The 25766-nt window shown below is 68.4% G+C and carries 29 protein-coding genes; 6 read left to right on the top strand and 23 right to left on the bottom strand.

Going from position 1 to position 25766, the window contains the following annotated elements; genetic code table 11:
• Positions 1 to 66: 66 nt before the first annotated feature.
• Positions 67 to 651, bottom strand: coding sequence for an HNH endonuclease (locus IQ782_RS00635; protein WP_194132681.1), 585 nt, complete (start codon positions 649 to 651; stop codon positions 67 to 69).
• A gap of 190 nt (positions 652 to 841) precedes the next feature.
• On the opposite strand from IQ782_RS00635, the gene IQ782_RS00630 reads away from it, so the two are divergent.
• Entirely contained in the window at positions 842 to 1273 is a 432-nt protein-coding gene (locus IQ782_RS00630) for a VOC family protein (protein WP_194132680.1), read from the top strand.
• A 119-nt stretch (positions 1274 to 1392) separates the two neighbouring features.
• Here the strand turns inward: IQ782_RS00630 and IQ782_RS00625 are convergent, their stop codons facing one another.
• Both IQ782_RS00625 and IQ782_RS00620 read right to left on the bottom strand, forming a co-directional pair.
• Entirely contained in the window at positions 1393 to 2058 is a 666-nt protein-coding gene (locus IQ782_RS00625; RefSeq protein WP_194132679.1) for an alpha/beta hydrolase, read from the bottom strand.
• Complete coding sequence (locus IQ782_RS00620; protein ID WP_240989013.1) at positions 2055 to 2723, bottom strand: DNA-3-methyladenine glycosylase family protein; 669 nt, start codon at positions 2721 to 2723, stop codon at positions 2055 to 2057. The genes IQ782_RS00625 and IQ782_RS00620 overlap by 4 nt, the downstream gene beginning before the upstream one ends.
• 112 nt (positions 2724 to 2835) lie before the next feature.
• Between IQ782_RS00620 and IQ782_RS00615 the strand changes: the two genes are divergently transcribed.
• Positions 2836 to 4050, top strand: a complete 1215-nt coding sequence (locus tag IQ782_RS00615) for an MFS transporter (RefSeq protein WP_194132678.1) — start codon at positions 2836 to 2838, stop codon at positions 4048 to 4050.
• Between the two features lie 153 nt (positions 4051 to 4203).
• Here the strand turns inward: IQ782_RS00615 and IQ782_RS00610 are convergent, their stop codons facing one another.
• The 8 genes from IQ782_RS00610 to prfA form a co-directional block, all read right to left on the bottom strand.
• Complete coding sequence (locus tag IQ782_RS00610) at positions 4204 to 4377, bottom strand: hypothetical protein (protein WP_194132677.1); 174 nt, start codon at positions 4375 to 4377, stop codon at positions 4204 to 4206.
• 56 nt (positions 4378 to 4433) lie between these two features.
• Positions 4434 to 5210, bottom strand: a complete 777-nt coding sequence (locus tag IQ782_RS00605) for a squalene/phytoene synthase family protein (protein ID WP_194132676.1) — start codon at positions 5208 to 5210, stop codon at positions 4434 to 4436.
• Positions 5197 to 6831: a citramalate synthase gene (cimA, locus tag IQ782_RS00600; RefSeq protein WP_194132675.1), complete on the bottom strand. Its 1635-nt coding sequence runs from the start codon at positions 6829 to 6831 to the stop codon at positions 5197 to 5199. The genes IQ782_RS00605 and cimA overlap by 14 nt, the downstream gene beginning before the upstream one ends.
• Positions 6828 to 8246 (bottom strand): cysteine--tRNA ligase, encoded by a 1419-nt coding sequence (gene cysS, locus IQ782_RS00595; protein WP_194132674.1) that lies wholly within the window; start codon positions 8244 to 8246, stop codon positions 6828 to 6830. The genes cimA and cysS overlap by 4 nt, the downstream gene beginning before the upstream one ends.
• A gap of 135 nt (positions 8247 to 8381) precedes the next feature.
• Positions 8382 to 8918 carry a DUF1697 domain-containing protein gene (locus IQ782_RS00590; RefSeq protein WP_194132673.1) on the bottom strand — a complete coding sequence of 179 codons (537 nt, stop codon included), beginning with the start codon at positions 8916 to 8918 and terminating at the stop codon, positions 8382 to 8384.
• A 105-nt stretch (positions 8919 to 9023) separates the two neighbouring features.
• Complete coding sequence (locus IQ782_RS00585; protein ID WP_194132672.1) at positions 9024 to 9734, bottom strand: DUF4167 domain-containing protein; 711 nt, start codon at positions 9732 to 9734, stop codon at positions 9024 to 9026.
• A gap of 227 nt (positions 9735 to 9961) precedes the next feature.
• A complete protein-coding gene (prmC, locus tag IQ782_RS00580; RefSeq protein WP_194132671.1) occupies positions 9962 to 10810 on the bottom strand; it encodes a peptide chain release factor N(5)-glutamine methyltransferase in 849 nt (282 codons plus the stop codon).
• Positions 10807 to 11853 (bottom strand): peptide chain release factor 1, encoded by a 1047-nt coding sequence (prfA, locus tag IQ782_RS00575; RefSeq protein ID WP_194132670.1) that lies wholly within the window; start codon positions 11851 to 11853, stop codon positions 10807 to 10809. Before prfA ends, prmC begins: the two co-directional genes overlap by 4 nt.
• A 164-nt stretch (positions 11854 to 12017) precedes the next feature.
• On the opposite strand from prfA, the gene IQ782_RS00570 reads away from it, so the two are divergent.
• Positions 12018 to 12707, top strand: coding sequence for a glutathione S-transferase family protein (locus IQ782_RS00570; RefSeq protein WP_194132669.1), 690 nt, complete (start codon positions 12018 to 12020; stop codon positions 12705 to 12707).
• An 85-nt stretch (positions 12708 to 12792) separates the two neighbouring features.
• On the opposite strand, the gene IQ782_RS00565 is transcribed toward IQ782_RS00570, so the two are convergent.
• From IQ782_RS00565 to IQ782_RS00550, 4 genes are all read right to left on the bottom strand, one after another.
• Positions 12793 to 13200, bottom strand: coding sequence for a DUF1499 domain-containing protein (locus IQ782_RS00565; RefSeq protein ID WP_194133184.1), 408 nt, complete (start codon positions 13198 to 13200; stop codon positions 12793 to 12795).
• 120 nt (positions 13201 to 13320) lie between these two features.
• Positions 13321 to 14298 carry an agmatinase gene (gene speB, locus IQ782_RS00560; RefSeq protein ID WP_194132668.1) on the bottom strand — a complete coding sequence of 326 codons (978 nt, stop codon included), beginning with the start codon at positions 14296 to 14298 and terminating at the stop codon, positions 13321 to 13323.
• A gap of 4 nt (positions 14299 to 14302) precedes the next feature.
• Positions 14303 to 15469: a M20 aminoacylase family protein gene (locus tag IQ782_RS00555; protein WP_194132667.1), complete on the bottom strand. Its 1167-nt coding sequence runs from the start codon at positions 15467 to 15469 to the stop codon at positions 14303 to 14305.
• A gap of 74 nt (positions 15470 to 15543) precedes the next feature.
• A complete protein-coding gene (locus IQ782_RS00550; RefSeq protein ID WP_194132666.1) occupies positions 15544 to 16704 on the bottom strand; it encodes a M20 aminoacylase family protein in 1161 nt (386 codons plus the stop codon).
• 63 nt (positions 16705 to 16767) lie between these two features.
• On the opposite strand from IQ782_RS00550, the gene mazG reads away from it, so the two are divergent.
• Both mazG and IQ782_RS00540 read left to right on the top strand, forming a co-directional pair.
• A complete protein-coding gene (gene mazG, locus IQ782_RS00545; RefSeq protein WP_194132665.1) occupies positions 16768 to 17628 on the top strand; it encodes a nucleoside triphosphate pyrophosphohydrolase in 861 nt (286 codons plus the stop codon).
• Positions 17629 to 17720: 92 nt separating this feature from the next.
• A complete protein-coding gene (locus IQ782_RS00540; protein WP_194132664.1) occupies positions 17721 to 18722 on the top strand; it encodes a Fe(3+) ABC transporter substrate-binding protein in 1002 nt (333 codons plus the stop codon).
• A 164-nt stretch (positions 18723 to 18886) separates the two neighbouring features.
• Here IQ782_RS00540 and IQ782_RS00535 read toward each other — a convergent pair whose 3' ends face one another.
• Positions 18887 to 20029: an alpha-D-ribose 1-methylphosphonate 5-triphosphate diphosphatase gene (locus IQ782_RS00535; protein ID WP_194132663.1), complete on the bottom strand. Its 1143-nt coding sequence runs from the start codon at positions 20027 to 20029 to the stop codon at positions 18887 to 18889.
• 72 nt (positions 20030 to 20101) lie between these two features.
• Here IQ782_RS00535 and IQ782_RS00530 point away from each other — a divergent pair, with 72 nt between their 5' ends.
• Positions 20102 to 20785 (top strand): DUF1045 domain-containing protein, encoded by a 684-nt coding sequence (locus IQ782_RS00530; RefSeq protein WP_194132662.1) that lies wholly within the window; start codon positions 20102 to 20104, stop codon positions 20783 to 20785.
• Here IQ782_RS00530 and phnN read toward each other — a convergent pair.
• The 7 genes from phnN to phnH all read right to left on the bottom strand — a co-directional run bounded on the left by phnN (position 20767) and on the right by phnH (position 25757).
• Positions 20767 to 21321, bottom strand: a complete 555-nt coding sequence (gene phnN / locus IQ782_RS00525) for a phosphonate metabolism protein/1,5-bisphosphokinase (PRPP-forming) PhnN (RefSeq protein ID WP_194132661.1) — start codon at positions 21319 to 21321, stop codon at positions 20767 to 20769. The genes IQ782_RS00530 and phnN overlap by 19 nt on opposite strands.
• On the bottom strand, positions 21318 to 22001 hold the full coding sequence (phnL, locus tag IQ782_RS00520; RefSeq protein ID WP_194132660.1) for a phosphonate C-P lyase system protein PhnL: 684 nt from the start codon (positions 21999 to 22001) through the stop codon (positions 21318 to 21320). The genes phnN and phnL overlap by 4 nt, the downstream gene beginning before the upstream one ends.
• 64 nt (positions 22002 to 22065) lie before the next feature.
• Entirely contained in the window at positions 22066 to 22836 is a 771-nt protein-coding gene (phnK, locus tag IQ782_RS00515; protein ID WP_194132659.1) for a phosphonate C-P lyase system protein PhnK, read from the bottom strand.
• Positions 22833 to 23702 (bottom strand): alpha-D-ribose 1-methylphosphonate 5-phosphate C-P-lyase PhnJ, encoded by an 870-nt coding sequence (locus IQ782_RS00510; protein WP_194132658.1) that lies wholly within the window; start codon positions 23700 to 23702, stop codon positions 22833 to 22835. The genes phnK and IQ782_RS00510 overlap by 4 nt, the downstream gene beginning before the upstream one ends.
• Positions 23699 to 24103 carry a hypothetical protein gene (locus IQ782_RS00505; protein ID WP_194132657.1) on the bottom strand — a complete coding sequence of 135 codons (405 nt, stop codon included), beginning with the start codon at positions 24101 to 24103 and terminating at the stop codon, positions 23699 to 23701. The genes IQ782_RS00510 and IQ782_RS00505 overlap by 4 nt, the downstream gene beginning before the upstream one ends.
• Positions 24100 to 25191: a carbon-phosphorus lyase complex subunit gene (locus IQ782_RS00500; protein ID WP_194132656.1), complete on the bottom strand. Its 1092-nt coding sequence runs from the start codon at positions 25189 to 25191 to the stop codon at positions 24100 to 24102. Before IQ782_RS00500 ends, IQ782_RS00505 begins: the two co-directional genes overlap by 4 nt.
• Positions 25191 to 25757: a phosphonate C-P lyase system protein PhnH gene (gene phnH, locus IQ782_RS00495; protein ID WP_194133183.1), complete on the bottom strand. Its 567-nt coding sequence runs from the start codon at positions 25755 to 25757 to the stop codon at positions 25191 to 25193. The genes IQ782_RS00500 and phnH overlap by 1 nt, the downstream gene beginning before the upstream one ends.
• Positions 25758 to 25766: the final 9 nt, after the last annotated feature.

Here is a 25766-nt window from a genome sequence, read left to right as displayed (position 1 = left end):
CACACAGGAACGCCGGGCCTTCGCCCGGCGTTTTCGTTTTCGGCGCCTGCCCTGCCGCCGCCCGGCTCAGGCGTCCAGTTCGGCGTCCCAGTAGAGAAAGTCCAGCCAGCTCTCATGCAGGTGGTTTGGCGGGAATTTCCGCCCGACGTTCAGCAACTCGCCCGCGGTGGGCTGTCGCGGCGCGCGGTAGAGCGACATGCCGGCCCGGCGCAGGCTCTTCGAGCCCTTGCGCAGGTTGCAGGGCGAACAGGCCGCCACCACGTTCTCCCAGCTGGTGATCCCACCCGAGGCGCGCGGCACCACGTGATCGAAGGTCAGATCGCCCTTGCTGCCGCAGTACTGGCAGCGGAATTCATCCCTCAGAAAAAGATTAAAGCGCGTGAAGGCCACGCGCTTTCTCGGTTTTACGTAATCTTTTAGCACCACGACACTGGGTATCTTAATCACCATCGAGGGGCTTCGGACCTCTTCGTCGTATTCGGCGATGATATCCACCCTGTCGAGGAAGGCTGCTTTCACCGCTTCCTGCCATGGCCAGAGCGACAGAGGGTAGTAGGAGAGCGGGCGGTAATCCGCGTTCAGCACCAGCGCCGGATGCTGGCGGAGCGCCGAGGGCTCTCGAACGAAATGGGTCCTGAAGTCGCCGTCCATGAGTGAGTCGTCCCCCGCTCTGTCTGCTCGTAAGGGCACCAGAGCGGGACACCCCGCCCCAGCTACAAAACCACTATATATCGTGTAAAGGCTCTGGCAAGCCTCGCTATCTGCCCTGATGCCCCTGTGGATAGGTGATGCTCATGACATGAGCATGACACCACGGCGCGTCATCGGCTAGTCTTCTCGCATGAGTGACCTGCCCCTGGCCGATGCGGCCCCGCCCCCGTTCCTGCTCGAAGCCGCGCTCTATTGCGCCGATCTCGACGCCGCCGAGACCTTCTATGGTGGGATACTGGGTCTGGAGAAGCTGCAACGAATGGACCGGCGCCACGTCTTCTTCCGCGTCGGCACCGGCGTCCTGCTGATCTTCAATCCCGAGGAAACCGAGAAGCCGCCGCGCAACCCCGCGCTGCCGGTGCCCGGTCACGGGGCGCGCGGGCCGGGCCATGTCTGCCTGGCCATGCCCGGTGCGGCGCTGGAGCGCTGGCGCAAGCGGTTGCAGCAGGCAGAGGTGCCGATAGAGGCGGATTTCACATGGCCGAACGGCGCGCGCTCGATCTACTTCCGCGACCCGGCCGGAAACTCGGTGGAGCTGGCCGAGCCGAAGCTCTGGGCGTAACGGGTCAACGTCTTGCTCGGCGGGCTCTGACGCGCGCCAGTCCCCGCCGCACCCTGATGGGCGCAGCCGCAGGTCCGCTAAGCGGACCCGCTACACGCGCGGGTCGCGCAAAGCGCGACCTAGAACCCGCACTTGTCGCGCAGGAAGGCCAGTGCCACGCCCAGACCCTCGGGGTCGATGCCGTGACCGGTGCCCTTCATGACGTGGGCATAGACTTCCTTCCAGCCGGCACCCTGCAACGCCTCGGCGGCAGCGGGCAGCGACTCGGGCGGCACCACCTCGTCCTGATCGCCATGCACCAGCAGCACGGGCGGGCGGCTCACCACCTCGTCGGCCAGAAGCTCGGGCGAGATCAGCCGCCCCGAGAAGGCCACCACCCCAGCGACCTCGTCCTCGCGCCGGGGCGCGACATGCAGGGACATCATCGAGCCCTGCGAGAAACCGAAGAGCGCCACCTGCTCTGGCAGCAGGTCCTCGTCGACCATCAGCGCATCGAGAAAGGCGTTCAGGTCCTCGACTGCACGGGCCATGCCCTGCATGGATTCCTCTTCCGACGAGCCGTCGATCCAGGGGATCGGGAACCATTGGAAGCCCATCGGCGAGCCGGCACAATCCTCGGGCGCGTCGGGAGCGACAAACATCGTGTCGGGCAGGTGCTCGGCCAGCGGATCGGCGAGGCCCAAGAGGTCGGCACCATTGGCGCCATAGCCGTGCAGGAAGACGACGCAGGAACGGGTCTCGCCCGATGCGGGGCCCTTGCGGCCGGCCTGGAGAACGCGGGTCATGCAATACCTTCTCGTTGCTTACGCACATGGTAGTAGGCCCAGAGCGCGCGCGCCGCAACTGCCCGCCAGGGACTCCAGGCCTCGGCCATCTGCCGCAGGGCGCGTTCCTTCGGCCGGTCGTCCAGCTCGAAAAGCAGCCGCGCCGCCTCCTGCAACGCCAGATCCCCCGGCGCGAAGACATCCGCATGGCCGAGCGAGAACATGGCGTAGATCTCGGCGGTCCAGACGCCGATGCCCTTCACCGCCGTCAGCGTCTCGACCACCACCGGCGTGGGCGCGTCGCGCAGCGCGTCGAAGTCGATGCCCTCGGCGGCCAGCGCCTGCGCATAGGTGGCCTTCTGCCGCGACAGGCCGAGCGCCCGCAGCCCCTCGAGATCGGTGCCGCGGATCGCCTCGGGGGTGATCATCTCCGCCGCCTCGAGCCGCGCCCAGATCGCCCGCGCCGAGGCGACGCTGACCTGCTGGCTGACGATCGCCGACAGGAGCTGCCCGAAACCGTCCTCGCGCCGCCGCAGCGGCAGCGGGCCGGTCAGTTCCAGCGCATGGGCAAAGCGCGGCTCGGCCGCCGCCAGCCAATCGCAGCCCTCGGTCACGCAGGCATCCGAATGGATGATCCGTCCGACCGCTAAAGTCTCGCTCTGTGCCATCTGCGCCCCGCCTTTCATGCTCCCCTGTCCTAACGCAGTCGCGGCGCACTGGCCACCGTTGCGAGGAGCGACGCCAAGCCGCGTCTGCAGGCCCTTGCGTTGGCACGCGCCCCACCCTACCGATAACGCCATGCAGGCATCCTCCGCTTCCCGCGCCCGGCGCAACGTCACCGTTCTGGTTCTCGCGCAGGCCTTCCTCGGCGCGCAGATGCCGATGATCTTCACCATCGGCGGGCTCGCCGGCCAGTCGCTGGCGCCGAACCCCTGCTTCGCGACGCTGCCGATCTCGCTGATCGTGCTCGGCTCGATGCTCTCGGCCACCCCGGTCTCGGCCTTCATGCAGCGCTTCGGTCGCCGCGCGGGGTTCTTCCTCGGCACTTTCGGCGGCACGCTCGGGGGCATCGTGGGGGCGACGGGGCTCTACCTGCAGTCCTTCCCGATCTTCCTGCTCGGCAGCCTGCTGACGGGGCTCTACATGTCGGCGCAGGGCTTCTACCGCTTCGCCGCCGCCGACACCGCCAGCCCGGCCTTCCGGCCCAAGGCGATCTCCTACGTGATGGCGGGCGGTCTGGTCTCGGCCCTCATCGGCCCGCAGCTGGTGAAGCTGACCGCCAATGCCTACGTGGTCCCCTTCTTCGGCACCTACGCCACGGTGATCGCCATCAACCTGTTGGGCGCGCTTCTGTTTCTCTTCCTCGATATCCCGAAGCCCCCGGCCCCTGCGGAGGGCAGCCCGTACGGCCGCACCCGCTGGCACCTGCTGACCACCCCGCGCATCGCCGTGGCGGTGATCTGCGGCATGGTGAGCTACGCGCTGATGAACCTCGTGATGACCTCCACGCCGCTGGCGGTGGTCGGCTGCGGCTACGAGACCTCGGATGCCGCCAACGTCGTGAGCGCCCATGTGCTGGCGATGTTCGCGCCGTCCTTCTTCACCGGCCAGATCATCAACCGCTTCGGCGTCGAGAAGGTCATGGGACTAGGCCTCTTCATCCTCGCCGGCGCCGGGGCCGTGGCGATGTCCGGGGTCGAGCTGGAGAACTTCTTCCTTGCGCTGGTCCTGCTCGGCATCGGCTGGAACTTCGGCTTCATCGGCGCCACCACCATGCTCGCCGGCGCGCATAGCGCCGAGGAGCGCGGCCGCATGCAGGGGCTGAACGATCTGCTGGTCTTCGGGGGGGTGACCTTCGCCTCGCTGGCCTCGGGCGGGCTGATGAACTGCTCGGGCGGCACGCCGCAGCAGGGCTGGAGCGCCGTGGTCATGGCGATGGCGCCCTTCCTTGTGCTCGCGGGCGGTGCGCTGATCTGGCTGGTGCTGCGCCCCACGGAGCAACCGGCGGAATGAGGCAAGCTCCCCCGAAGGGAGTTGCACCTCTCAGCCCTCGCCATCCGGCACGTAGAGGCACATCTGGACATTGCTGATGCACAGGTGGAACAGGTCGTCCTGCGACGGCCGGATTCTGAAGTCTTCATAGGGCACGTAATAGACGCCGGGACCCTAGAGCATCGGGTGGTCCTCCGGCCCGAGCGTCACGATCCAGCCGCCGTTTGCACGGGCGTCGCTGGCGCGGATCGGGACACAGTCCCTGCCGCTGCAAAAGACCGGCTCGTACCAGTCATGCGCAGCGGCGGCCGTCGCGACGACGGCAAGGGTGATCGCTGGAAGGTTCATGCGCTTCCCCTACCCCCGCATCATAGCACATCACGGGGCAGGACGGGACCGGCGGCTCAGACCCGCCCGGTGAAGGCCGCCGCCATGAGCCGCGCGCGCCTGGAAAACTCGGACAGGTCCAGCGCCCCCTCGGCCACGCGCTGCGGCTCCTTCGCCGCCAGCGCCAGCAGCGGCCCGGCCTGCCATCCGGCGAGAAGCGCGGGGCGAGCGGGTTTCGGCACTGCGCCAAAGCCCCTTCGTGCCCGCTTCAGCCGTTCGAGCCCGCCGCGCGCCAGCGCCGATACGCCCTCGGGTCGGCCGTCAAGCAGCGGCACCCGGCCCTTGCTCTCCAGCTCCGGCACCGCGCGCAGGAAGGCGGCGAGGCCGAAGGCGTACCCCGCGTCCAGCGCCACCTGCTCGTCGATCCCCCCCAGCGCCCGACCCGCCGCCAGCAGCAGCAGCCCCGAGGTCTCCTCGAGGTAGCGCGCCAAGTGTTCCTGGTCCTCGAAGGGGTCGCGGTAGATGTCCCAGCGCCGCGCGCCGACAAGCAAGTCGAGGCGCGTCGCCATGTCCCGGTCGAGCACCTGCGAGAGCGGCGTCACCACCTCGTGCCGCCGCACCTCGCCGCCCTTGGCGATCTCGTCCAGGGCGTCGCGCCACCATTGCAGGCGCATCTCGGCGATCATCGTCTCCTGCGTCACCCAGGGCGCGCGGGCGACCTCGAGGTTGAAGGCATAGAGCGGGAAGAGCACGCGCCGCGCCTCGGGCGGCGCGGCCATGGCGGCGGCGAACCGGTCAGGGTCGCCGCGCTCGATCAGCCCGGCGCAGGCGATCAGGTCGTCACTGAGCTGCACACACCGCCCCGTCGCAATCGCGGATCAGTTTCCAGCGCACCGCATCGAGCAGCGCCTCGAAGGAGGCATCCACTATGTTGGCGCTGACCCCGACGGTCTGCCAACGCCGTCCCGAGCCATCCTCGCTGTCGATGATCACGCGGGTGACCGCCTCGGTGCCGCCCTGGGTGATGCGCACCTTGAAATCCACCAGCCGCATGTCGTCGATCACCGACTGGTAGGGACCGAGGTCCTTGGCCAGCGCCTTCGACAGCGCGTTGACCGGGCCGCGGTCGTGCCCCTCGGTGTCGAGGCTGTCCGAGACCGACAGCTTCTTCTCACCGCCGATCTTGACCACCACAACCGCTTCCGAAAGCGAGACCATCTTGTCGTACTTGTTCTTGCGGCGTTCGATGGTCACCCGGTAGCGCTTCACCTCGAAGAACTCGGGCAGGCAACCCAGCTCCTCGCGCGCCAGCAGCTCGAAGCTCGCCTGCGCGGTGTCATAGGTGTAGCCCTCGGCCTCCTTGGCCTTGATCCGTTCGAGGATGCGCCCCAGCGCCGGATCCCCCGTCTCGACCTCCAGCCCCGCCTCGGCGAGGCGGCGGCGCAGGTTGGACTGCCCGGCCTGGTTCGACATCGGGATGACCCGGCGGTTGCCCACCACGCCCGGATCGATGTGTTCGTAGGTGGTGGGGTCCTTGAGGATCGCGCTGGCGTGCAGCCCCGCCTTGTGGGCGAAGGCGGAACTGCCGACGTAGGGCGCCTGCCGCATCGGCACGCGGTTGAGGATCTCGTCGAGCATCCGGCTGACCTGCGTGATGCCCTCGACGGCGTCAAGGCTCACCCCGGTCTCGTAGTGCGACGCATAGGGCTCCTTCAGCAGCAGCGTCGGGATCAGCGTCGTGAGGTTGGCATTGCCGCAGCGCTCGCCGAGGCCGTTCAATGTGCCCTGCAACTGCCGCACCCCCGCATCAACCGCCGCCAGCGTGCAGGCCACGGCGTTCTCGGTGTCGTTGTGGGTGTGGATGCCGAGCTTGTCTCCGGGCACGCCCGCGGCGATCACCTCGCGCACGATGCGGCCCAGCTCCTCGGGCAGCGTGCCGCCGTTGGTGTCGCAAAGCACCACCCAGCGCGCGCCATTGTCCAGCGCGGCCTTCACGCAGTCCAGCGCATAGCCGGGGTTGGCCTTGTAGCCGTCGAAGAAATGCTCCGCGTCGAACAGCGCCTCGCGCCCGAGCCCCACGCAATGCGCCACCGAGGCCGAGATCGCCTCGAGGTTCTCCGGCAGCGTGATGCCGAGCGCGGTGGTGACATGGAACTCGTGGGTCTTGCCGACAAGGCAGACCGAGGGCGTGCCGGCATTCAGCACCGCCGCCAGCACGTCGTCATTGGCCGCCGAGCGCCCCGCCCGCTTGGTCATGCCGAAGGCGGTGACAGTGGCACGGGTCTGGCCCACCTCGTCGAAGAAGGCGCTGTCCGTGGGGTTGGCGCCGGGCCAGCCACCCTCGATGTAGTCCACCCCCAGCGAGTCGAGCGCCGCGACGATGCGGTGCTTCTCGGCGGTGGAGAACTGCACACCCTGCGTCTGCTGCCCGTCGCGCAGCGTGGTGTCGTAGATGTAGAGACGTTCCTTGCTCACAGCAGACCCTCCAGCTTGGCGGCGTCGAAGCCGGCGCCGGGCAGAAGCTCGACCCCCGCCTTCGACATGCGCACCTCGACCCCGGCTTCGATCAGCGCAGTCTTGAGCCGGTCGACCTCGGAGAAATCCTTGGTTTCCATGGCGTTCGCGCGCACCCCCGCGAGGTGGTCGGCGAGGCCGGAGAGGTCCGGCCCGGCGCTGACCCAATCGCCCAGCTCGTCGGTCAGCAGGCCCAGCAGCTGCGCCGAGGCCAGCAGCGCGCCTGCCGCGCCGGCATCGCCCGCCGCGTCCTTGGCCAGCTTGTGCAGCCGCGTCAGCGCTCCCGAGGTGTTCAGGTCGTCCGACAGCAGCGCCACCAGTTCGCCATCCGCCGCGCCCGGAACGGCGCCCTCGGTCACAGAGCGCCAGCCACGTAGCGTCGCCTCGGCCTGCGCCGCCTTCTCGGCGGTCCAGTCCATCGGCTTGCGGTAATGGGTCGAGAGCATGACGAAGCGGATCACCTCGCCCGGCACCGCCGGTTGCCCGTCGTGGCCGTCGAGCAGGTCGCGCACGGTGAAGAAGTTGCCGAGCGACTTCGACATCTTCTTGCCCTCGACCTGCAGCATCTCATTGTGCAGCCAGACCTTGGCGAAGTCGCCATGCGGGTGGGCGCAGCAGCTTTGGGCGATCTCGTTCTCGTGGTGCGGGAACATCAGGTCGTTGCCGCCGCCGTGGATGTCGAAGCTCTCGCCGAGCAGTTCAAAGGACATGGCCGAGCACTCGATGTGCCAGCCCGGACGGCCCCGGCCCCAAGGCGAGTCCCAGCCCGGCAAGTCATCCGCAGAGGGCTTCCACAGCACGAAATCCATCGGGTTGCGCTTGTAGGGCGCGACCTCGACCCGCGCCCCGGCGATCATGTCGTCCACCGAGCGGCCGGACAGCGCGCCATAATTCTTGTAGCTCTCGACGGCGAAGAGCACGTGACCCTCGGCCTCGTAGGCATGCCCGTCCGCGATCAGCCCCTCGATCATCGCGACCATCTGCGGGATGAACTGCGTCGCGCGCGGCATGTGGTCGGGCTCGGCCACACCGACCGCGCCCATGTCCTGCAGGTACCAGCCGATCGTCTCTTCCGTCCGCTCGGCGATCAGCGCCTCGAGGCTGCGCGCATCGCCCGCCGCCTTGCGCGCCTGCGCGGTGGCATTGATCTTGTCGTCGACGTCGGTGAAGTTGCGCACGTAGGTCACGTGATCCGCGCCGTATTCGTGGCGCAGCAGCCGCGCCAGCACGTCGAAGACGATGGCCGGGCGGGCGTTGCCGAGGTGCGCGCGGTCGTAGACCGTGGGCCCGCAGACATACATGCGGACATTGCTGGGATCGATCGGCGTGAAGACCTCCTTGCGGCGGGTCTTCGTGTTGGTCAGCGAGATGGTCATGTCGCGCTCCTTCGCGGCGGTCGCGGCGGGATTAGCAACTTCGTCTCTCGATTGGAATAGAAGACCGGCCCGCCGAAGAAATCAGCGGGTAATGCAGCAAATCAGGGTGGTGATGCGCAGGGTCATGCAAGGCTTCTAGCGCGTCTCTTCCCTAGCGTCCAGCATCAGCACGAGCTTGCCGAGCGACGACAGATTGCGCGCGGTGAGCGGCACACCGGCAATCGCCTCGAGCCGCTGCGCCAGCTTCGAGCGGCCAAAGCCGCCGGGCGTGTGCAGCCAGAGAAGACCGCCCGACTCTTCCAGTCCGTCGCCCGGTTCCGCGAGCCGCGCGAAGAGGTCGCGATCGATTGCCGCCTGCCCGTACAGGAAACCCGCGTGGACCAGCTTCGGCGCGGCCGGGGAAAAGGGGCATCCGGTCACCGCGCGACGGAGCTCGGCGGGTGGCAGCACGAGCACCGGCACATCGAGCCCCCGCCCCGCCAGCGCGGTGCGCAGGCGGGCGGCAAGCTCGTCCCGCGTTCCCTCTGCCTCGAAGATCAGATTGCCCGAGGCCAGGTGGCTCTGCACGTTGCGCCAGCCCAGCCCCTCGCAGAGCGCCCGCAGCTCGGCCATCGGCAGCGCGTTGGCACCGCCGACGTTCAGCCCGCGCAGCAGCGCCACGTGCAGCGTCATGCCGGCCCCCGCGTCCCTGCGCCCGGTCCACGCGGCGCAAGCAAAAGGCCCCGTCCATGCGGCGGGGCCTTCAGAAGTCTTGCATACAGGGCCATCAGCCCCGGATCACTCGGCCGCGCCGGACGCCGAACCGCCGTCGGTCGCGGCTTCCTCGGGCTTCTTGCGCGGCTTGCGCGGACGCTTGGGCTTCTCGGCCGGTTGCGTCTCGGCACCTGCGTCGGCGGGGGCGGCACCGCCCTCGTCCTTCTTGGCGCGGCGGGCGCGCGGCTTGGGCTTGGTCTCGGCCCGGCTTTCCGGCGTCTCGACAAGGCCGCTGTCGTCCTCGTCTTCGCTGCTGCCGCCGAGAACGTCGGGCTGGTCCCCCATGCCCGGCAGCCCGGATTGCTCGACCTCGGGCTGGCGCGGCGGCGGTGCGTCGAAGCTGACCTCCGGCTGCTGGCTGCCACCCGACTGCCCGCCCTCGCCCCGGCCTTCGCCGCGCGGCTGGTCCCGGTCCGAGCGGTCACGATCACGCTGCGCCTGACGCTCGCGGTTCTCGCGTTCCTGCTGCTCGCGGCGCTGGTCGGCCTCTTTCTGCGCTTCGGAGAGAAGGCGCATGTAGTGTTCGGCGTGCTGCTGGAAGTTCTCGGCGGCGACACGGTCGTTGCCGAGCGCCGCGTCGCGGGCAAGCTGGTTGTACTTGTCGATGATCTGCTGCGGCGTGCCGCGCACCTTGCCCTCCGGGCCCGAACTGTCGAACACGCGGTTGACGACGTTCCCAAGAGTATTGCGGTTGCGGTTGTTCTTCGACCGCGAGCGGGATTTCGAGGATCGCATCTTGTCTGCTATCAGCCTTGTGTCTGACTGTCCCTGTGATCGCGGCGCTGCACCTTTTCGGCGCGGTCTTGACCGTGATCACTCCAATGTCGGGTTAACGTCGAGCGGGACCGCTGTGAGGCATCCACCGCTCCGACCCCTCCTGCTAACCATTTCACGACCGGCGTTACAAGAGAAAAATCACGTTGCTCCGGCCGATTTCCCCGCACGAGCGGCGAAATGACCGCTCAAAGCGCCTGACGCCGCCCGCTGACGACCCGATCGCGCCCGTCCAGATCGGTGATGACCGCGACGTCGCAAAGCCCCTCCGCTTCGAAGAGCGCCGCCACATCTGCCCCCTGCGCAGGGCCGATCTCGACCAGCAGCCGTCCGCCCGGAAGCAAATGTTCCAAGGCCCCGGCGGCGATGGCGCGGTAGGCGGCGAGCCCGTCGCCCTCGTCGGTCAGGGCCATGCGCGGCTCGTGGTCGCGCACCTCCGGCGACAGCTCTGCCATCTCGGACAGCGCGATGTAGGGCGGGTTCGAGACGATCAGGTCAAAGCGCTCGGGCGCCCGCCCCAGAGCGCCCCACCAGTCGCCCTGCGCCAGCGCGGCGCGCGGCTCGAGCGACAGCGCGTTGCGGTTCCAGAAGGCCACCTCGAGCGCCTTCTCGCTGAGATCGGTGCCGATGCCCGAGGCCCCCTCGCGTTCGGCCAGCAGCGTCAGCAGGATGCAGCCCGAGCCGGTGCCGAGATCAAGCACGCGCGCAAAGGTGCCGGAAAGCGCCGCCTCGATCAGGATTTCGGTCTCGGGGCGCGGGTCGAGCACTTCGGGCGTGACGAGGAACTCACGACCGTAGAACTGCCGCCGCCCGATCAGGTGCGAGACCGGCACGCGCGCCGCGCGGCGGTCGATCAGCGCGTCGAAGATCACCGCGTGCTCGGGCGCGATCGGCTCGGGCAGGAACAGCGTCAGCCGCCCCGGCGGCACCTTCAGCACATGCGCCATCAGCCGCCGGGCGTCGCGGCCGGGGTCGGCCACCCCCGCCTCGACCAGCCGCGCGGTGGCGCGGGCAAGCAGTGCCGAGCCCGTGGTCATGCCATCTCCGCCAGCAGCGCCGCCTGCGCATCGGCGGTCAGCGCGTCGATGATCTCGTCGAGATCGCCGCCGAGGATCGACTCGAGCCGGTACAGCGTCAGGCCGATGCGGTGATCGGTCATCCGGCCCTGCGGAAAATTGTAGGTGCGGATGCGCTCCGAGCGGTCGCCCGAGCCCACCTGCGCCTTGCGGTCCGAGGCACGGCTGTCGGCAGCCTTCTGCCGCTCCATGTCGTAGAGCCGCGCGCGCAGCACGTTCATGGCGATCTCGCGGTTGCGGTGCTGGGACTTCTCCGAGGAAGTCACCACGAGGCCCGTCGGGATGTGGGTGATGCGCACGGCGGAATCGGTGGTGTTGACGTGCTGGCCGCCCGCCCCCGAGCTGCGCATGGTGTCGATGCGGATGTCGTTTGCGTTGATTTCGATGTCCACCGCCTCGGCCTCGGGCAGCACCGCCACGGTCGCCGCCGAGGTATGGATGCGCCCGCCGCTCTCGGTCTCGGGCACACGCTGGACGCGGTGCACGCCGCTTTCGAACTTCAGCCGGGCAAAGACGTTCTCGCCCTCGATCCGCACCACCAGTTCCTTGATGCCGCCCAGCTCGGACATCTGCTCCTCGATCACCTCCCAGCGCCAGCCGCGGGTCTCGGCGTAGCGCTGGTACATGCGGGCGAGATCGCCGGCGAAGAGCGCCGCCTCGTCGCCGCCGGTGCCGGGGCGGATCTCGAGGATGGCGGGCCGGGCGTCGGCGGCATCGCGCGGCAGCAGCGCCAGTTGCAGCGCGTGCTCGGCCTCGGGGATGCGGGCGCGCAGCTGCGGCAGCTCCTCCTCGGCCAGCGCCTTCATCTCGGGATCGGAGAGCATCTCCTCGGCCTCGGCGAGATCGGCCTGGAGCGTCTCCCACTCGGCGATCTGGTCAACCACGGGCTTGAGGTCTGCATACTCCCGCCCCAGCGCGGCAATGTCGCCGCGGCCCTCGGCCATGCAGGCCTGGACATACTCGAAACGGTCACGGATCTGGTGAAGGCGGTCTGCGGGGATCATGCCGACCTCCTTTCCCGATTGCCGCGCGGCGGTCAAGAGCGGGCAATCGCCGGACCGCCCCCCTCGGGGACGGGAAGATTTGACCGGGGCCACATATGTTGATATCAACGTAAGCATTGATACTCGCTCTCTTCTCCCGCAAGCTTTCTGAAAGGGTCGCCCCGATGCCCGCCGATTTGACCGATGCCCCGCTGACCGTCACCGCCTTCGACTGGGTTCCACCGTTTGCCCAGGGCCTGGTGCGAGACCTGCGCGTCCGCTGGGCGCTGAAGGAAGCCGCCCTGCCCTACGAGGTGGAACTGCTCGCCATGGGCACCCAAGGCGCGCCCGCGCATCTGGCGCGCCAGCCTTTCGGCCAGGTGCCGGTGCTCACCACAGCCGACACGCCGATGTTCGAAAGCGGCGCGATCCTGTGGCGCATCGCCGAGGCCAGCGGCGGCGCGCTGCTTCCCGAGGATGCCGCCGGGCGGACCCGCACTCTGAGCTGGGTCTTTGCCGCGCTGAACACCGTCGAGCCGCCGATCCTGATGTACCAGCAGTTGAACCGCCTGCCGGTCGACAAGGCCGCGGCCGAGACGATCGAACGCGAGGTCCGCAAGGCGGTCGAGCGACGGCTGGGGCAGCTTCAGGCAGCGATGGAAGGGCGGGACTGGCTCGCCGGCGCGCAGTTCACCGTCGCCGATCTGCTGATGGCCACGGTGTTGCGAGGGCTGCGCGACACGCCGATCGTCTCGCAATTCCCGAAGCTGGACGTCTTTCTCTCCGACTGCACGGCCCGACCGGCCTTCACCGAGGCGCTCGCAGAGCAGATGGCACCCTTTGCCGAGAACGCCGCGCGCTACGCAGCGGAGTGACCGGCACCCGGAACGCTCCCGCGGCAAGCGCGGGAGCAAATCTCTTGAAAGAGATTTGCAAGGTCCTTCGAAGGACCTTGCCGCCTCAGTCCTGTTGCGCCGCCAGCCGCGCCAGCCAGCCATCGACGCGGGTCTTGTTCACCCCCATGTCGGACTGGCCGAAACGCTGGCGCGCGTAGAGCCCGAGTTGGCCCTCGTTCTGCTGCACGGTGGTGTAATCGGGAAAGCCCATCCATTTGGAGCGCGACACGTAGGTCGCGCGCCCTTCGCCGGGACTGCCCGCCAGCACCTCGGTGCGCGGGCTCTCGAGGATGATCCGATGCAGCCGTTCGAAGGTTTCCGTGCCCCCCTGAATGCGGCGGCGCACGCCGCTGGCGAGATCCTGATCGGCGCTCACCTGCGGATCGACGTTCCAGACCGCGGGGTCCGAGGGTGCGAGCCTAATCCATGCCAGCCCGGCAATCCCCAGCAGAAGCACAGCCCAGAATATCATGCGCACCACGCGTTCCTTTCGTCATTGTCCGCCCGCCGCGCCTAGGACGGCGGATGGGTCCTGTTTTCACGAATTCCGCGCGCGATCAAAGCACATCACGCCCGGCTCGCAAGATTGTGCCTATGCAGCGCCCGTCGTTCCGCGCCGGGTCCAGCCCCAGAGGCACAGCAGTTCGGTCGCCACATGCGCCCCGGCGATGGCCGTTGCGCCGGTCGTGTCGAAGGGCGGCGAGACCTCGACGACATCGCCCCCCACCATGTTGATCCCCGCCAACTCGCGCAGGCAGACCGCCGCCTGATGGCTCGTCAGCCCACCCCAGACCGGCGTACCGGTGCCCGGCGCAAAGGCCGGATCGAGCGCGTCGATGTCGAAGGTCAGGTAGACCGGATGGCCGCGCACGATCTCGCGCGCGCGGGCTGCCGCCGCCTCGGGGCCGATGCGGTGCAGGGTGCGGGCGTCGATGATATTGAAACCCAGCGTGTCGGGGTTGTCGGTGCGGATGCCGATCTGCACCGAGCGCGCAGGGTCCACGAGGCCCAGCTTCACCGCCTTGTACAGGAAGGTGCCGTGGTCGATCCGACCGAAGTCATCGTCCGCCCAGGTATCGGTATGGGCATCGAACTGGATCACCGAAAGCGGCCCGTACTTGGCCGCATGGGCCTTGAGGATCGGCAGGGTGATCGAATGATCGCCGCCCAGCGTCACCACCGCGGTGTCCGTTGCGAGGATGCCCGAAACATGCGCCTCCAGCGTCGCCGGAAAGGCCGGAACGTTGGCATAGTCGAAGGCAAGATCGCCGTAGTCGGCGATGGCGAACTCCGACAGCACGTCGAATCCCCAGCCATAGGGCGCGTCGCAGGGCTGCAGCAGCGAAGCCTCGCGGATCGCCCGCGGGCCGAAGCGGGTGCCGGTGCGGTTGGTCACCGCCTGGTCGAAGGGCACGCCGGTCACCGCGATGTCGGCCGCCGCAAGGTCCTTGGTGTAGCGCCGGCGCAGGAAGGAGGCCGCGCCTCCGAAGACGTTCTCGAAACTCGGCCCCTTCAGCTCGGCGCGGGTGAAGGCATGGTCGATCTGGGATTTCGCGTCCTCGAGGGCCATGGGATCACTCCTGAAGCGGCAGCGCGGTCTCGATCAGCCGCGCGAAGAAGCTGGCGCCGATCGGCGCGATCTCGTCGTTGAAGTCGTACTTCGGATGGTGGCAGCCGAAAGTGTCGCCCTGCCCGAGGAACAGGTACGCGCCGGGGCGCGCCTCGAGCATATAGGAGAAGTCCTCGGCAGGCATGATCGGATCGCAATCGTCGGTAACCTTGTCGACGCCCACGACCTCGCGCGCCACCGCCGCGGCAAAGGCCGCCTGCTCGGGGTGGTTCACAGTGACCGGGTAGCCGCGATCGTAGGTCAGCTCGGCGGTGCAGCCGTAGACCTGCGCCTGAAGATCGACGATCTCGCGGATGCGGCGCTCGGCAAGGTCGCGCGTCTCGGGCGAGAAGCAGCGGACGGTGCCGGTCAGGTAGGCGGTGCCGGGGATGATGTTGAAGGTGGTGCCGGCGTGGAATTCGGTCACCGAGACCACCAGCCGGTCGAGCGCGTTGACGTTGCGGCTGACAATCGTCTGCATCGCCTGCACGATGGCCGCCCCCGCCGGGATCGGGTCGATGCACTCCTGCGGCGAGGCGCCGTGGCCGCCCTTGCCGGTGATGTCGATGCGGAACTCGTCGGCCGAGGCCTGCAGCGGACCGGCGGTGGTCAGGAAGTGGCCCTGCGCGTCGCCCGGCGCATTGTGCATGCCATAGACCTCGGAGACGTCGAAGCGGTCCATGATCCCCTCGTCGATCATCGCCTTGGCCCCGGCCCCGCCCTCTTCGGCGGGCTGGAAGATCAGCGCCACGCGGCCGGCGAACTTGCGCGTCTCGGCAAGGTACTTGGCGGCGGCGAGCAGCATGGTGGTATGACCGTCATGGCCGCAGGTATGCGCCACACCCGGAACCTTCGAGGCATAATCGGTGCCAGACAGATCCTCCATCGGCAGCGCGTCCATGTCGGCGCGCAGCGCGATGGTGCGCCCGGTGCCTCGGCCCTCGATGATCGCCACCACGCCCGATTGCGCGATGCCCTCGTGGATCTCGGTGATGCCGAACCCCTTGAGCTTTTCCACCACGAATTTCGCCGTCTCGTGGCAGTCGTACTGCAGCTCGGGATGCTGGTGCAGGTGACGGCGCCATGCCTTCAGCGTCTCGGCGTCGGCGGCGATGGAATTGATGACGGGCATTCGCGGTCTTTCCTCGGGTCGCGCCCCGGCCGGAGTGGCCGGGGGGTCTTGCCCGCAATGAAGACCGAAAAGCCTTACGCCCGCAAGGGTTGCCGAGTTTCGATCAGCTTCACGAAATAGGAGGCGCCAAGCGGCGCTGCCTCGTCGTTGAAATCGAACTTCGGATGGTGCACCGACGGACCGATGCCCTGTCCGAGGTAGAGGAAGGAGCCCGGCCGCGCCTCGAGCATGTAGGAGAAATCCTCGGCCCCCATCGAGGGCGCGATCTCGTCAAGCACCTCGGGGACAACGCCCTGGGCGACCTTCACCGCGAAATCGGTCTGCGCGGCGTGGTTGACGGTCGGCGGATAGTTCGGCTGGAAATCCAGCGCCGCGGTGACGCCATAGGCCATGGCCTGACCCTCGACGATCTCGCGCAGGCGGCGTTCGGCCATGGCGCGAATCTCGGGATCGAAGCTGCGGATCGTCCCGGCAAGCCGCATCGTCTCGGGGATCACATTGGTCGCCGAGCCGCCCTGCACCGTGGTCAGCGAGACCACCAGAGACTTCAGCGGATCGGCATTGCGCGACGGCACCGAGAGCAGCGCCTGTCCAATCGCCAACGCGCAGGGCACGGGGTCGATGCAGAGGTCGGGATGCGCCGCGTGGCCGCCCTTGCCGGTCAGCACCAGCTCGAAATCGTCGACCGCCGCCATGATCGGTCCGCGGGTGGTCGCCATGGTGCCCAGCGGCAGCGAGGGGTCGGTGTGGATGGCATAGACCTCGGAAACGCCGAAGCGGTCCATGATGCCCTCTTCGACCATGATCCGGCCGCCGCCGATGGTCTCTTCGGCGGGCTGGAAGATCAGCGCCACCTTGCCCGCGAAGTTGCGCGTCTCGGACAGGTACTTCGCCGCGCCCAGCAGCATGGCGGTATGCCCGTCATGGCCGCAGGCGTGCATCTTGCCGGGCACGAGGCTGGCGTGCTCCGCGCCGGTCTCCTCGTCCATCGGCAGCGCGTCCATGTCGGCACGCAGCGCGGTCACTGGGCCCTCGCCCTGCCCCTCGATGATGGCCACGACGCCGGATTGGGCGATGCCCTCGTGAATCTCGGTGATCCCGAACTCGCGCAGCCGTGCCACGACGAAGGCCGCGGTGCCGTGGCAATCGAGGCTCAGCTCGGGATTCTGGTGCAGATGACGGCGCCAGGTACGCATCTCGTCGGCGTAATCCGCGATCCGGTTCACGATGGGCATGGGTGGACTCCTGAAGGTCTTTGCAGCAGGAAAAGGTCAAATACCGATTTGCCGGAGATGTCCATGACCCTCGATCCGCGTGACGACCTGATCCACGATCCCAGGGGCGGCATGCCGCGCCTGCTGGAAATCATGCGCCGCCTGCGGCACCCCGAGACCGGCTGCCCCTGGGACCTGGAACAGGATTTCGGCACCATCGCCCCCTACACGATCGAGGAAGCCTACGAGGTCGCCGACGCCATCGAGCGCGAAGCCTGGGCCGAGCTGAAGGGCGAGCTCGGCGACCTGCTCTTCCAGTCGGTCTTCCACGCGCAGATGGCCGAGGAGCGCGGCCTCTTCAGCTTCGAAGACGTGGCCAACACCATGTCCGACAAGATGGTCACCCGCCACCCGCATGTCTTCGGCGACGAGAGCAACGAGAAATCCCCCGAGCAGCAGACCGCCGACTGGGAAAAGATCAAGGCCGCCGAACGCGCCGCCAAGGCGGAAAAGGGCGTGCTGGACGGCGTGGCCCTGGGTCTCCCGGCGCTGCTGCGCGCGGTGAAGCTGCAGAACCGCGCGGCGCGCGTCGGCTTCGACTGGCCCTCGACCGACGAGGTCATCGACAAGCTGATCGAGGAAACGCAGGAGCTGCGCGAGGCCACCGACCCCGACCACGCCGAGGAGGAATTCGGCGACCTGCTCTTCGTCATGGCCAACCTCGCCCGGCACATGAAGATCGACCCCGAGCAGGCGCTGCGCCGCGCCAATGCCAAGTTCACCCGCCGCTTCAAGTCGATCGAGGCAGCGCTCGAAACCCGCGGCAAGCGCCCCGAGGACAGTGATCTCGCAGAGATGGATGCGCTCTGGGACGAGGCCAAGGCCGCGGAGAAGGCGCAGAAATCCGCCCGCGCCAACGGGACGCAGCCGGAGAGCAATTCCTGATCTTTCCGATAGGGCATTGATCTGATAATTTCGCTCGGGTAATTGGCCCCTCGCGAATAGCCAAACCCGACTTGCATGACCGGAGGACTTTGATGCTGCGTCTCGGAACCGCCCTCGCCCTGATCGCCACTGCCGCACCCGCGCTGGCCGAAGAGGTGAATCTCTACTCCTACCGTCAGCCCGAGCTGCTGCAGCCGCTGACCGACGCCTTCACCGAAGCCACCGGCATCGACGTGAACGTCGCCTATATCGACAAGGGCCTCGAAGAGCGCCTCGTCGCCGAGGGCGACCGCTCGCCCGCGGATCTCATCTTCACCGTCGACATCTCGCGCCTCGCCGCCGCCGTGCAGGCCGGCGTCACCCAGCCGGTGGAGAGCGCCGTGCTCGAAGAGAACGTGCCGGCGCAGTACCGCGACCCCGACGGACAGTGGTTCGGCCTGACCACGCGCGCGCGCATCGTCTATGCCTCGAAGGACCGCGTCGATCCGTCGGAGATCACCACCTACGAGGACCTCGCCGACCCCAAGTGGAAGGGCCGCATCTGCACCCGTTCCGGCACGCATGACTACAACGTCGCGCTGGTGGCGGCGATGATCCACCACCACGGCGAGGAATATGCCAATGAGTGGCTGCAGGGTCTGAAGGACAACCTCGCCCGTCGCCCGCAGGGCAACGACCGCGCGCAGGTCAAGGCGATCTGGGCCGGCGAATGCGACATCAGCCTCGGCAACACCTACTACATGGGCCAGATGCTGAACGATCCCGAGCAGGTGGAATGGGCCGACTCGGTCAACGTGCTCTTCCCGGTCTTCGAGAACGGCGGCACCCATGTGAACATCTCCGGCGTCGCGATGACCAAATCAGCGCCGAACCGCGAGAACGCGCTGAAGATGATGGAATACCTGACCTCCCCCGAGGCGCAGGAGATCTACGCCCACGCCAACTATGAGTACCCGATCGCGCCCGGCACCGAGGCCGACGATCTGGTCAAGGGCTGGGGCAGCTTCACCGCCGACGACACCAACCTGATGACCCTTGCCGAACAGCGCGGCGCGGCGCTGCGGCTGGTGGAAGAGGTCGATTACGACGGCTGATCCCGCTGATCCGGGACAAGACGAAGGGGCCCTGCGGGGCCCCTTTTTCGTGCGCTGCCCCCTCGGCGCCGTGCGCCTCGCCCCCGAGCATTTGCGGGAAGATGAAAGGCAGGGGCCGCGCCCCTACCCTTCTTCTCTTTTCAAATACGCATATCCGGCGCGCGTCAGGCGACGCGCCGCCCGTGGCTCCAGACGCCGCGCAGACAGGGCTGGCCCTCGATCCGGCGCAGCCGCACCACGTCGGCAAGCAGCCCCGGCGCGAGCCGGCCGCGATCGACGAGCCCCGCGGCAGCGGCGGGCGCGGCGCTCACCGTGGCGAGTCCGCGCGGCAGGTCGTCCCAGAGATCCGCGAGCAGGAAGGCCGCGCCCATCAGCGCCGCCGGCACGTAATCCGACGACACGATGTCCAGAAGATCGTGCCGCGCCAGCTCTTCCGCCGCGACGTTGCCGGAATGCGAGCCGCCCCGGATGAGGTTTGGCGCGCCCATCATCACCGCGATGCCCATCTGCTTGCAGGCCCGCGCCGCCTCGACCGTGGTGGGGAACTCGGCAAGGCGCGCGCCGTGCCCCTTGCTGACCGCCACATGCTCGGCAGTGGTGTCATCATGGCTGGCCAGCACCGCGCCGAGACGCCGCGCCGCCGCCACCGCGCCGGCCTCATGGGCCGCGCCGAGCGTGCCGCGCAGCCGGGTGAGATTGTCCACATGGGCGTCGAAGTCCTCGGCGCTCAACCCGTGCTTGCCGCACATGTAGTCGCGGTACTTCTCGATATCGCGGAACTGGCGCTGTCCGGGCGTGTGGTCCATCAGCGACAGGATGCCCACGCGGTCCTCGGCACCGAATTCGGCAAGTTCCTCGAGCAGTGTTTCCGAGCAGGTCTCGGCGCGCAGATGCAGGAAGTGGCTGATCTTGAGCATGTCGCGGCGGCGCGCCTCGAGCAGCTCTCCGGCCAGCGCGCGGGCATATTTTCCGTATTTCGACTTGGCATCGGTCACCACCGATCCGACGCGCATGGCATCGAAGACCGTAGTGATGCCGCAGGCCGCCAGCTCGGCATCATGCGCAAGGATCGCCGCCGCATGCGGCCAGGTCACCTTGGGGCGCGGCTGCATGTGACGCTCGAGGTTGTCGGTGTGCAACTCGATCAGTCCGGGGATCAGCAGATCGCCGTCGCAGTCCTCGGCCCCGGCCACGGTGGCATGGCCCGTATCGATCGCCTCTATGCGCCCCTCATGCATCACCAGCGTGCCGGCGATGACCTCGTCTTCGAGCACGATCCGCGCATTGCTCAGGATGGTCCGTGCCATGGTCTACCTCTTTCTCTTGGCGCTCTTTGCGCCGTCATGCTTCTGTGACATGACGCTGTCATGACGCGCGCCATGCATGATTATTCCCGTTACGCCATCTACGTCGCCCCGCCACCGGGGCCGCTGGCCGAGTTCGCCGCCGCCTGGCTGGGCTGGGACCCCGCGCGCGGTGCCTTCGTTGCCCATCCGCCGCTGCCGGGCCTGCCGCGCCCGATCGCCGAGATCACCGAGACGCCGCGCAAGTACGGCTTCCATGGCACCCTCAAGCCGCCGATGCGGCTGACCGGCGACATCAAGGCGCTGCAGGCCGATCTCGCGGCGCTGGCGGCGCGGCTGAAGCCGGTGACCCTTTCCGGCCTCGCGCTCACGCGCATCGGCAGTTTCCTCGCGCTCACCATCGAGGGCGATGCGACGCCGCTGGCGCGCCTCGCCGCCGAGGTGGTCGAGACGCTGGACCCGCACCGCGCCCCTCCCTCCGAGGCCGAGCTGGAGCGCCGCCGCCGGGCGCGCCTGAGCCCGGCGCAGGAAGACAACCTCGCGCGCTGGGGCTACCCCTACGTGATGGCGGAGTTCAAATTCCACCTCACGCTCACCGGCAAGCTGGCCTTCGGCGAGGCCGAGCAGGTCGCCGAGGTGCTTGCGCCGGTGCTTGCGCCGCTGCTGCCGCAGCCCTTCGAGGTACGCGACCTCTGCCTTTTCGGCGAGGCGGAGGACGGGCGCTTCCACCTGCTCCACCGCTATGCCCTCACCGGCTGAAACAGCGCCACCAGCCGGGCCGCGGCGATCTCCAGCGGCCCGGAGTTGTCGATTTCATGGACCGTCAGCCCCTGCTTCAGCGCGTGCGGCAGCGGCAGTGCCGCACGCGCAAGGCGGCCCGCGATCTGCTCGCGGCTCTCACGCCCCCGCGCCGCCAGCCGCGCCGCCAGCACCTCGGGCCGCGCGGTCACATGCAGCACCTCCAGGTCGGGCAGCACCTGCGCCGCCTGCTCCAGCGCCCCGCGCGAGCCGTTGAACACCACCGGGCGGCCCGCAGCGCGCGGCGCCAGCTCGGTCCGGCGGATGCCGTAACACAGACCGTGCGCGCGCCAGTGCAGGGCGAAGGCCCCCTCCGCCAGCATCTCCGCGAACACCTCTTCGGAAACCGCGAGACAGGGTTCACCCCCGGCCCCCGGTGCGCGCGTCACCACGCGCTGCACCACGTGCAGACCCGGCACCCGCGCCGCGGCCTCGGCAAGCAGGCTGTCCTTGCCGACGCCCGAGGGGCCGACGAGGGCGAAGACCCGCCCGCTCACGCGACCCGTGCCGGGGTGAAGGCGCTGACGTCGATCTCGCGGTCGCAGACGCGCTGTCGCGCCTCGAGGTCGTGGAAGATGCCGATGATCGCCGCGCCACGCGCCTTAGCCTCCTCGATCAGGTCAAGCACCACCGCGCGGTTGGTCGCATCGAGCGAGGCGGTGGGCTCGTCGAGCAGCAGCGCCGGGAAGCCATGCGCGAAGCCGCGCGCGATATTGACCCGCTGCTGCTCACCGCCCGAGAAGGTGGTGGGGGAAAGGCTCCAGAGCCGTTCGGGAATGTTGAGCCGCGCCAGGAGCGCGCGCGCCCGCGCCGCGCCTGCCTCAGCGCTGCCGCCGGCCGCCAGCACCGGCTCGGCCACGACCTCGAGCGTCGGCACCCGCGGCACCACGCGGAGGAACTGGCTGACGTAGCCCAGCACCTCGCGGCGCAGCGTCAGGATCTCGCGCGGTTCGGCCCGCGCGACATCCACATCGCCCACCAGGATGCGCCCGGCCCCGGCAAGGTAGTTGCCGTAGATCATCCGCATCAAGGTGGACTTGCCCGCGCCGGAATTGCCCACCAGCGCCACGCATTCGCCCGGCGCCACCGAGAGCGAGGCGCCCTCCATCACCGGGATCACCGCGCTGCCCTGGTTGTGCAGCACGAAGCTCTTCGACACGTCCGAGATCCGGATCATGACACCTGTCCTTCTTCTCTTTCCAAATACGCAGATCCCGCCCGCGCCACAGGCGCCACGCCGGTCATACCTGCAGCACGCTCGACACCAGCAGCTGGGTGTAGCCATGCTGCGGATCGTCGAGCACCTGGTCGGTGAGCCCGGTTTCCACGACGCGCCCGCCCTTCATCACCATCAGCCGGTCCGCGAGCAGCCGCACCACCGCCAGATCGTGGGTGACGATCACCGCCGACAGCCCCATCTCGCGCACCAGCCCGCGCAGCAGGTCCAGAAGCCGCGCCTGCACCGAGACGTCGAGGCCCCCGGTCGGCTCGTCCATGAACACCAGCCGCGGGCCGGTGACGAGGTTGCGGGCGATCTGCAGGCGCTGCTGCATGCCGCCCGAGAAGGCACGCGGACGGTCGTCGACGCGGTCTTCCGAGATCTCCACCCGGCCCAGCCAGTCGATCGCCTGCGCGCGGATATCGGCGTAGTTGCGCGCGCCCACGGCCATCAGCCGTTCGCCGACGTTGCCGCCTGCCGAGACCCCCATGCGCAGCCCGTCGCGGGCGTTCTGGTGCACGAAGGCCCAGTCGGTGCGCGCCAGCATCCGGCGCTCGGGCTCGGACATGGTCAGCACGTCGCGCGGGCCATCCGCGCGGGTGTCGAAGACCACCTTGCCCGCGTCGGGGGGCAATTGCCCCGACAGGCACGACAGCAGCGTCGACTTGCCCGATCCGCTCTCGCCGACGATGCCCATGACCTCGCCGGGCCAGAGATCGAAATTCACGTCGCCGCAGCCGAGCCGTGCGCCGTAGTGCTTGGTCACGCCCTGGACGGAGAGCAGCGGGGTCATGCGAGTTCCTCCTGCGGGGAGAGCGCGCCACGGTGACCGTCGGCCTGCCGCGAGGCGCAGAAGTCGGTGTCGGAGCAGACGAACATCCGCCCGCCCGCGTCGTCGGTAATCACCTCGTCGAGGTAGCTGGTGCCGCAGCCGCAGAGATCACAGTCGTGGTCCGCCTTGCTGGCCTCGAACGGGTGGTCCTCGAAATCGAGGCTGACCACCCTGGTGTGCGGCGGCAGCGCGTAGATGCGCTGCTCGCGGCCCGCGCCGAAAAGCTGGATCGCCGCGCTCTCGAGCCTGGGGTTGTCGAACTTCGGGATCGGCGAGGGGTCCATCACGTAGCGCCCCTCGACCTTCACCGGGTAGGCATAGGCGGTCGAGATCGCGCCGTTGTGGGCGATGTCCTCGTAGAGCTTGACGTGCATCAAACCGTATTCTTCCAGCGCGTGCATCTTGCGGGTCTCGGTCTCACGGGGCTCGAGGAAGCGCAGCGGCTCGGGGATCGGCACCTGGTAGACCAGGATCTGCCCTTCCCCGAGCGGCTGCTCGGGGATGCGGTGGCGGGTCTGGATCACCGTCGCCTCGGCGGTGTGCTCGGTGGTCTCCACCTCGGCGGTGCGCTCGAAGAACTTGCGGATCGAGACGGCGTTGGTGGTGTCATCGGCGCCCTGGTCGATGACCTTCAGCCGGTCCTCGGGGGTGAGGCAGGCGGCAGTCACCTGCACGCCCCCCGTTCCCCAGCCGTAGGGCATCGGCATCTCGCGGCTGGCGAAGGGCACCTGGTAGCCCGGCACCGCCAGCGCCTTGAGCAGCGCGCGGCGGATCATCCGCTTGGTCTGCTCGTCGAGATAGGCAAAATTGTAGGCCTGCTCCGTCATGACTCTGGCTCCTCGCCGAAGAGGTAGATTTCGCCCCAGACGATCTCGTCGCCGAGGTCGGGGTCGCTGAAGGCTTCCAGAAGCCCCTCGTCGACCGCGCCGTCCTCGTCGAGCGGCAGGTCCGAGGGGGCCGAGATCAGCCGGACATCCTCGATGCTGCTGGCCACGCCGCCGCATTCCGCGACATGCTCCGACAGCTGCACCTCGACCTCGGCCGGGGAATTGGCCGAGAGGCAGATCCACAGCACCGCCAGCGCCGCGTCCTCGTCGACCTCTCCCTCTTCGTCGCCGAAGAAGGGACAGGGCGTGCCCGGCATGCGGACCACCTCGACCAGCGCGCAGTACCAGTCCTGACCCTTCGGCAGTTCGGGCAGTTTCGCCCCGTGATAACCCTTGCTCATTCCGCAGCCTCCTTGAATTTTGCTGTGCCCAGAGCCTCTGCCCGCATCTTGCGGACAAGTTCCAGCTCGGACTGAAAGTCGACGTAGTGCGGAAGCTTGATATGTTCGAGGAAACCTGTCCCCTGAATATTGTCGGAATGCGCCAGAACGAACTCCTCGTCCTGCGCCGGGGCGCCGATGTTCTCCTCGCCCAGTTCCTCCCAGCGCAGCGCCCGATCGACCAGCGCCATCGAAATTGCCTTGCGCTCGGTCTGGCCGAAGACCAGCCCGTAACCGCGGGTGAACTGCGCCGGCTCGGTCTTCGATCCGGCGAACTGGTTCACGGTCTCGCATTCGGTGAGGGTCAGCTCGCCGATGCAGACGGAAAAGCCCAGCTCGGGCACCTCCATCTCGACCTCGACCGCGCCGATGCGCAGCTCGCCGACGAAGGGGTGGTTGCGGCCGTAGCCGCGCTGGGTGGAATAGGCCATGCCCAGCACGAAGCCCTCGTCGCCACGGGTCAGCGCCTGCAGGCGCAGCGGGCGGCCGGCGGGATATTCCATCGGCTCGCGTGTCATGTCGGGAGGCGTGCCATCCGAGCGTGGCTCATCCTGGATCAGACCGTCCTTGTTCAGGAACTCGGTCACCCGCGGCGTCGGCTCGCGGCGCGGCTCGGCCTCGCGGGCACGCGGCGCCTCTCCCTCTGCCTCCAGCGCGAAGTCCAGCAGACGGTGCGTGTAGTCGAAGGTCGGCCCCAGCACCTGCCCGCCCGGCACGTCCTTGAAGGTGGCGCTGATGCGCCGGTCGCAGCGCATCCCGGTGGTGTCCACCGGCGCGGAATGGCCGAGCCGCGGCAGGGTCGTGCGGTAGGCGCGGATGAGGAAGATCGCCTCGATCAGGTCGCCCCGCGCCTGCTTGATCGCCAGCGCCGCAAGATCGGGATCGTAGAGCGAGCCCTCGGCCATCACCCGGTTCACCGCCAGCGCCATCTGCTCGCGAATCTGCGGCACGGTGAGCTCGGGCACAGTTGTGTCCCCGCGCCGCTCCTCGGCCAGCCATTCATGCGCCGCGTCGATCGCGCGCTCGCCGCCTTTCACAGCCACATACATCAGAGCGCCTCCACTTTGGTCGTGCGCGGCAGCGCCGCCAGACGGTCCTGCGCGGTGAAGTAGCAATCCCAGCCGAGCGGGAAGAGAAGGCCGTTGCGCGCGAAGGCCTCGACCTCGGGCAAATTCAGCGCCGCCTCGCTCTCGATGCCGGGCCCGGTGAGTTTCATGCCGGCGCTCTCCAGAGACTCCACCTCGACGATCAGCATCACCGAGCGGTCCGGGTATTCGGCGGTGCCGATCCGGTAGCGGTCGAGCGGCTTCAGCGCCTGCCAGCCGCCGAGGGCGAACATCGCCTCCTCCGCCGCCACCACCGGCGCACCGATGTGGAAGGCAATCCAGCGCTTCAGCGCCGCGCCGTCGCAGCCGGGCGCAAGGTGGATCGGCGTCTCGCGGTCACAGAGCGTCAGCAGGAGCACCGCCGCCGCCGTGGAAATCCCCGGCGCCTCGGCTCCTTCGACGGTCTCGATCCGGCCCGGCCGCGCCATGGCCTCGAGCGCCGCGCGGAAGGCGCGTGCCGCCTGCACCGGGGCGTCGGCAAAGCCGCCCGTCAGCACGTTGCCGTTCATCACATCTGC

Origin of the sequence: Salipiger mangrovisoli, assembly GCF_015223355.1 — a bacterium.
GTDB lineage: Bacteria > Pseudomonadota > Alphaproteobacteria > Rhodobacterales > Rhodobacteraceae > Salipiger > Salipiger mangrovisoli.
This window is presented reverse-complemented; position numbering and strand designations above follow the sequence as displayed.

Bases quoted from the DNA above. Each gene is read 5' to 3' on its own strand.
- IQ782_RS00555 (WP_194132667.1), bottom strand. From the start codon at position 15,469: ATGCCCGTCATCAATTCCATCGCCGCCGACGCCGAGACGCTGAAGGCA.
- phnL (WP_194132660.1), bottom strand. From the start codon at position 22,001: ATGATCCGGATCTCGGACGTGTCGAAGAGCTTCGTGCTGCACAACCAG.
- IQ782_RS00565 (WP_194133184.1), bottom strand. From the start codon at position 13,200: ATGATATTCTGGGCTGTGCTTCTGCTGGGGATTGCCGGGCTGGCATGG.
- IQ782_RS00530 (WP_194132662.1), top strand. From the start codon at position 20,102: ATGCATGATTATTCCCGTTACGCCATCTACGTCGCCCCGCCACCGGGG.
- IQ782_RS00540 (WP_194132664.1), top strand. From the start codon at position 17,721: ATGCTGCGTCTCGGAACCGCCCTCGCCCTGATCGCCACTGCCGCACCC.
- IQ782_RS00585 (WP_194132672.1), bottom strand. From the start codon at position 9,734: ATGCGATCCTCGAAATCCCGCTCGCGGTCGAAGAACAACCGCAACCGC.
- IQ782_RS00610 (WP_194132677.1), bottom strand. From the start codon at position 4,377: ATGAACCTTCCAGCGATCACCCTTGCCGTCGTCGCGACGGCCGCCGCT.
- IQ782_RS00620 (WP_240989013.1), bottom strand. From the start codon at position 2,723: ATGAAAGGCGGGGCGCAGATGGCACAGAGCGAGACTTTAGCGGTCGGA.
- IQ782_RS00500 (WP_194132656.1), bottom strand. From the start codon at position 25,191: ATGTATGTGGCTGTGAAAGGCGGCGAGCGCGCGATCGACGCGGCGCAT.
- IQ782_RS00615 (WP_194132678.1), top strand. From the start codon at position 2,836: ATGCAGGCATCCTCCGCTTCCCGCGCCCGGCGCAACGTCACCGTTCTG.
- IQ782_RS00535 (WP_194132663.1), bottom strand. From the start codon at position 20,029: ATGGCACGGACCATCCTGAGCAATGCGCGGATCGTGCTCGAAGACGAG.
- speB (WP_194132668.1), bottom strand. From the start codon at position 14,298: ATGGCCCTCGAGGACGCGAAATCCCAGATCGACCATGCCTTCACCCGC.
- IQ782_RS00625 (WP_194132679.1), bottom strand. From the start codon at position 2,058: ATGACCCGCGTTCTCCAGGCCGGCCGCAAGGGCCCCGCATCGGGCGAG.
- IQ782_RS00550 (WP_194132666.1), bottom strand. From the start codon at position 16,704: ATGCCCATCGTGAACCGGATCGCGGATTACGCCGACGAGATGCGTACC.
- IQ782_RS00630 (WP_194132680.1), top strand. From the start codon at position 842: ATGAGTGACCTGCCCCTGGCCGATGCGGCCCCGCCCCCGTTCCTGCTC.
- prfA (WP_194132670.1), bottom strand. From the start codon at position 11,853: ATGATCCCCGCAGACCGCCTTCACCAGATCCGTGACCGTTTCGAGTAT.
- phnK (WP_194132659.1), bottom strand. From the start codon at position 22,836: ATGACCCCGCTGCTCTCCGTCCAGGGCGTGACCAAGCACTACGGCGCA.
- cysS (WP_194132674.1), bottom strand. From the start codon at position 8,246: ATGACCATCTCGCTGACCAACACGAAGACCCGCCGCAAGGAGGTCTTC.
- mazG (WP_194132665.1), top strand. From the start codon at position 16,768: ATGACCCTCGATCCGCGTGACGACCTGATCCACGATCCCAGGGGCGGC.
- IQ782_RS00505 (WP_194132657.1), bottom strand. From the start codon at position 24,103: ATGAGCAAGGGTTATCACGGGGCGAAACTGCCCGAACTGCCGAAGGGT.
- IQ782_RS00590 (WP_194132673.1), bottom strand. From the start codon at position 8,918: ATGACGCTGCACGTGGCGCTGCTGCGCGGGCTGAACGTCGGCGGTGCC.
- prmC (WP_194132671.1), bottom strand. From the start codon at position 10,810: ATGACCACGGGCTCGGCACTGCTTGCCCGCGCCACCGCGCGGCTGGTC.
- phnH (WP_194133183.1), bottom strand. From the start codon at position 25,757: ATGAACGGCAACGTGCTGACGGGCGGCTTTGCCGACGCCCCGGTGCAG.
- IQ782_RS00510 (WP_194132658.1), bottom strand. From the start codon at position 23,702: ATGACGGAGCAGGCCTACAATTTTGCCTATCTCGACGAGCAGACCAAG.
- IQ782_RS00570 (WP_194132669.1), top strand. From the start codon at position 12,018: ATGCCCGCCGATTTGACCGATGCCCCGCTGACCGTCACCGCCTTCGAC.
- IQ782_RS00635 (WP_194132681.1), bottom strand. From the start codon at position 651: ATGGACGGCGACTTCAGGACCCATTTCGTTCGAGAGCCCTCGGCGCTC.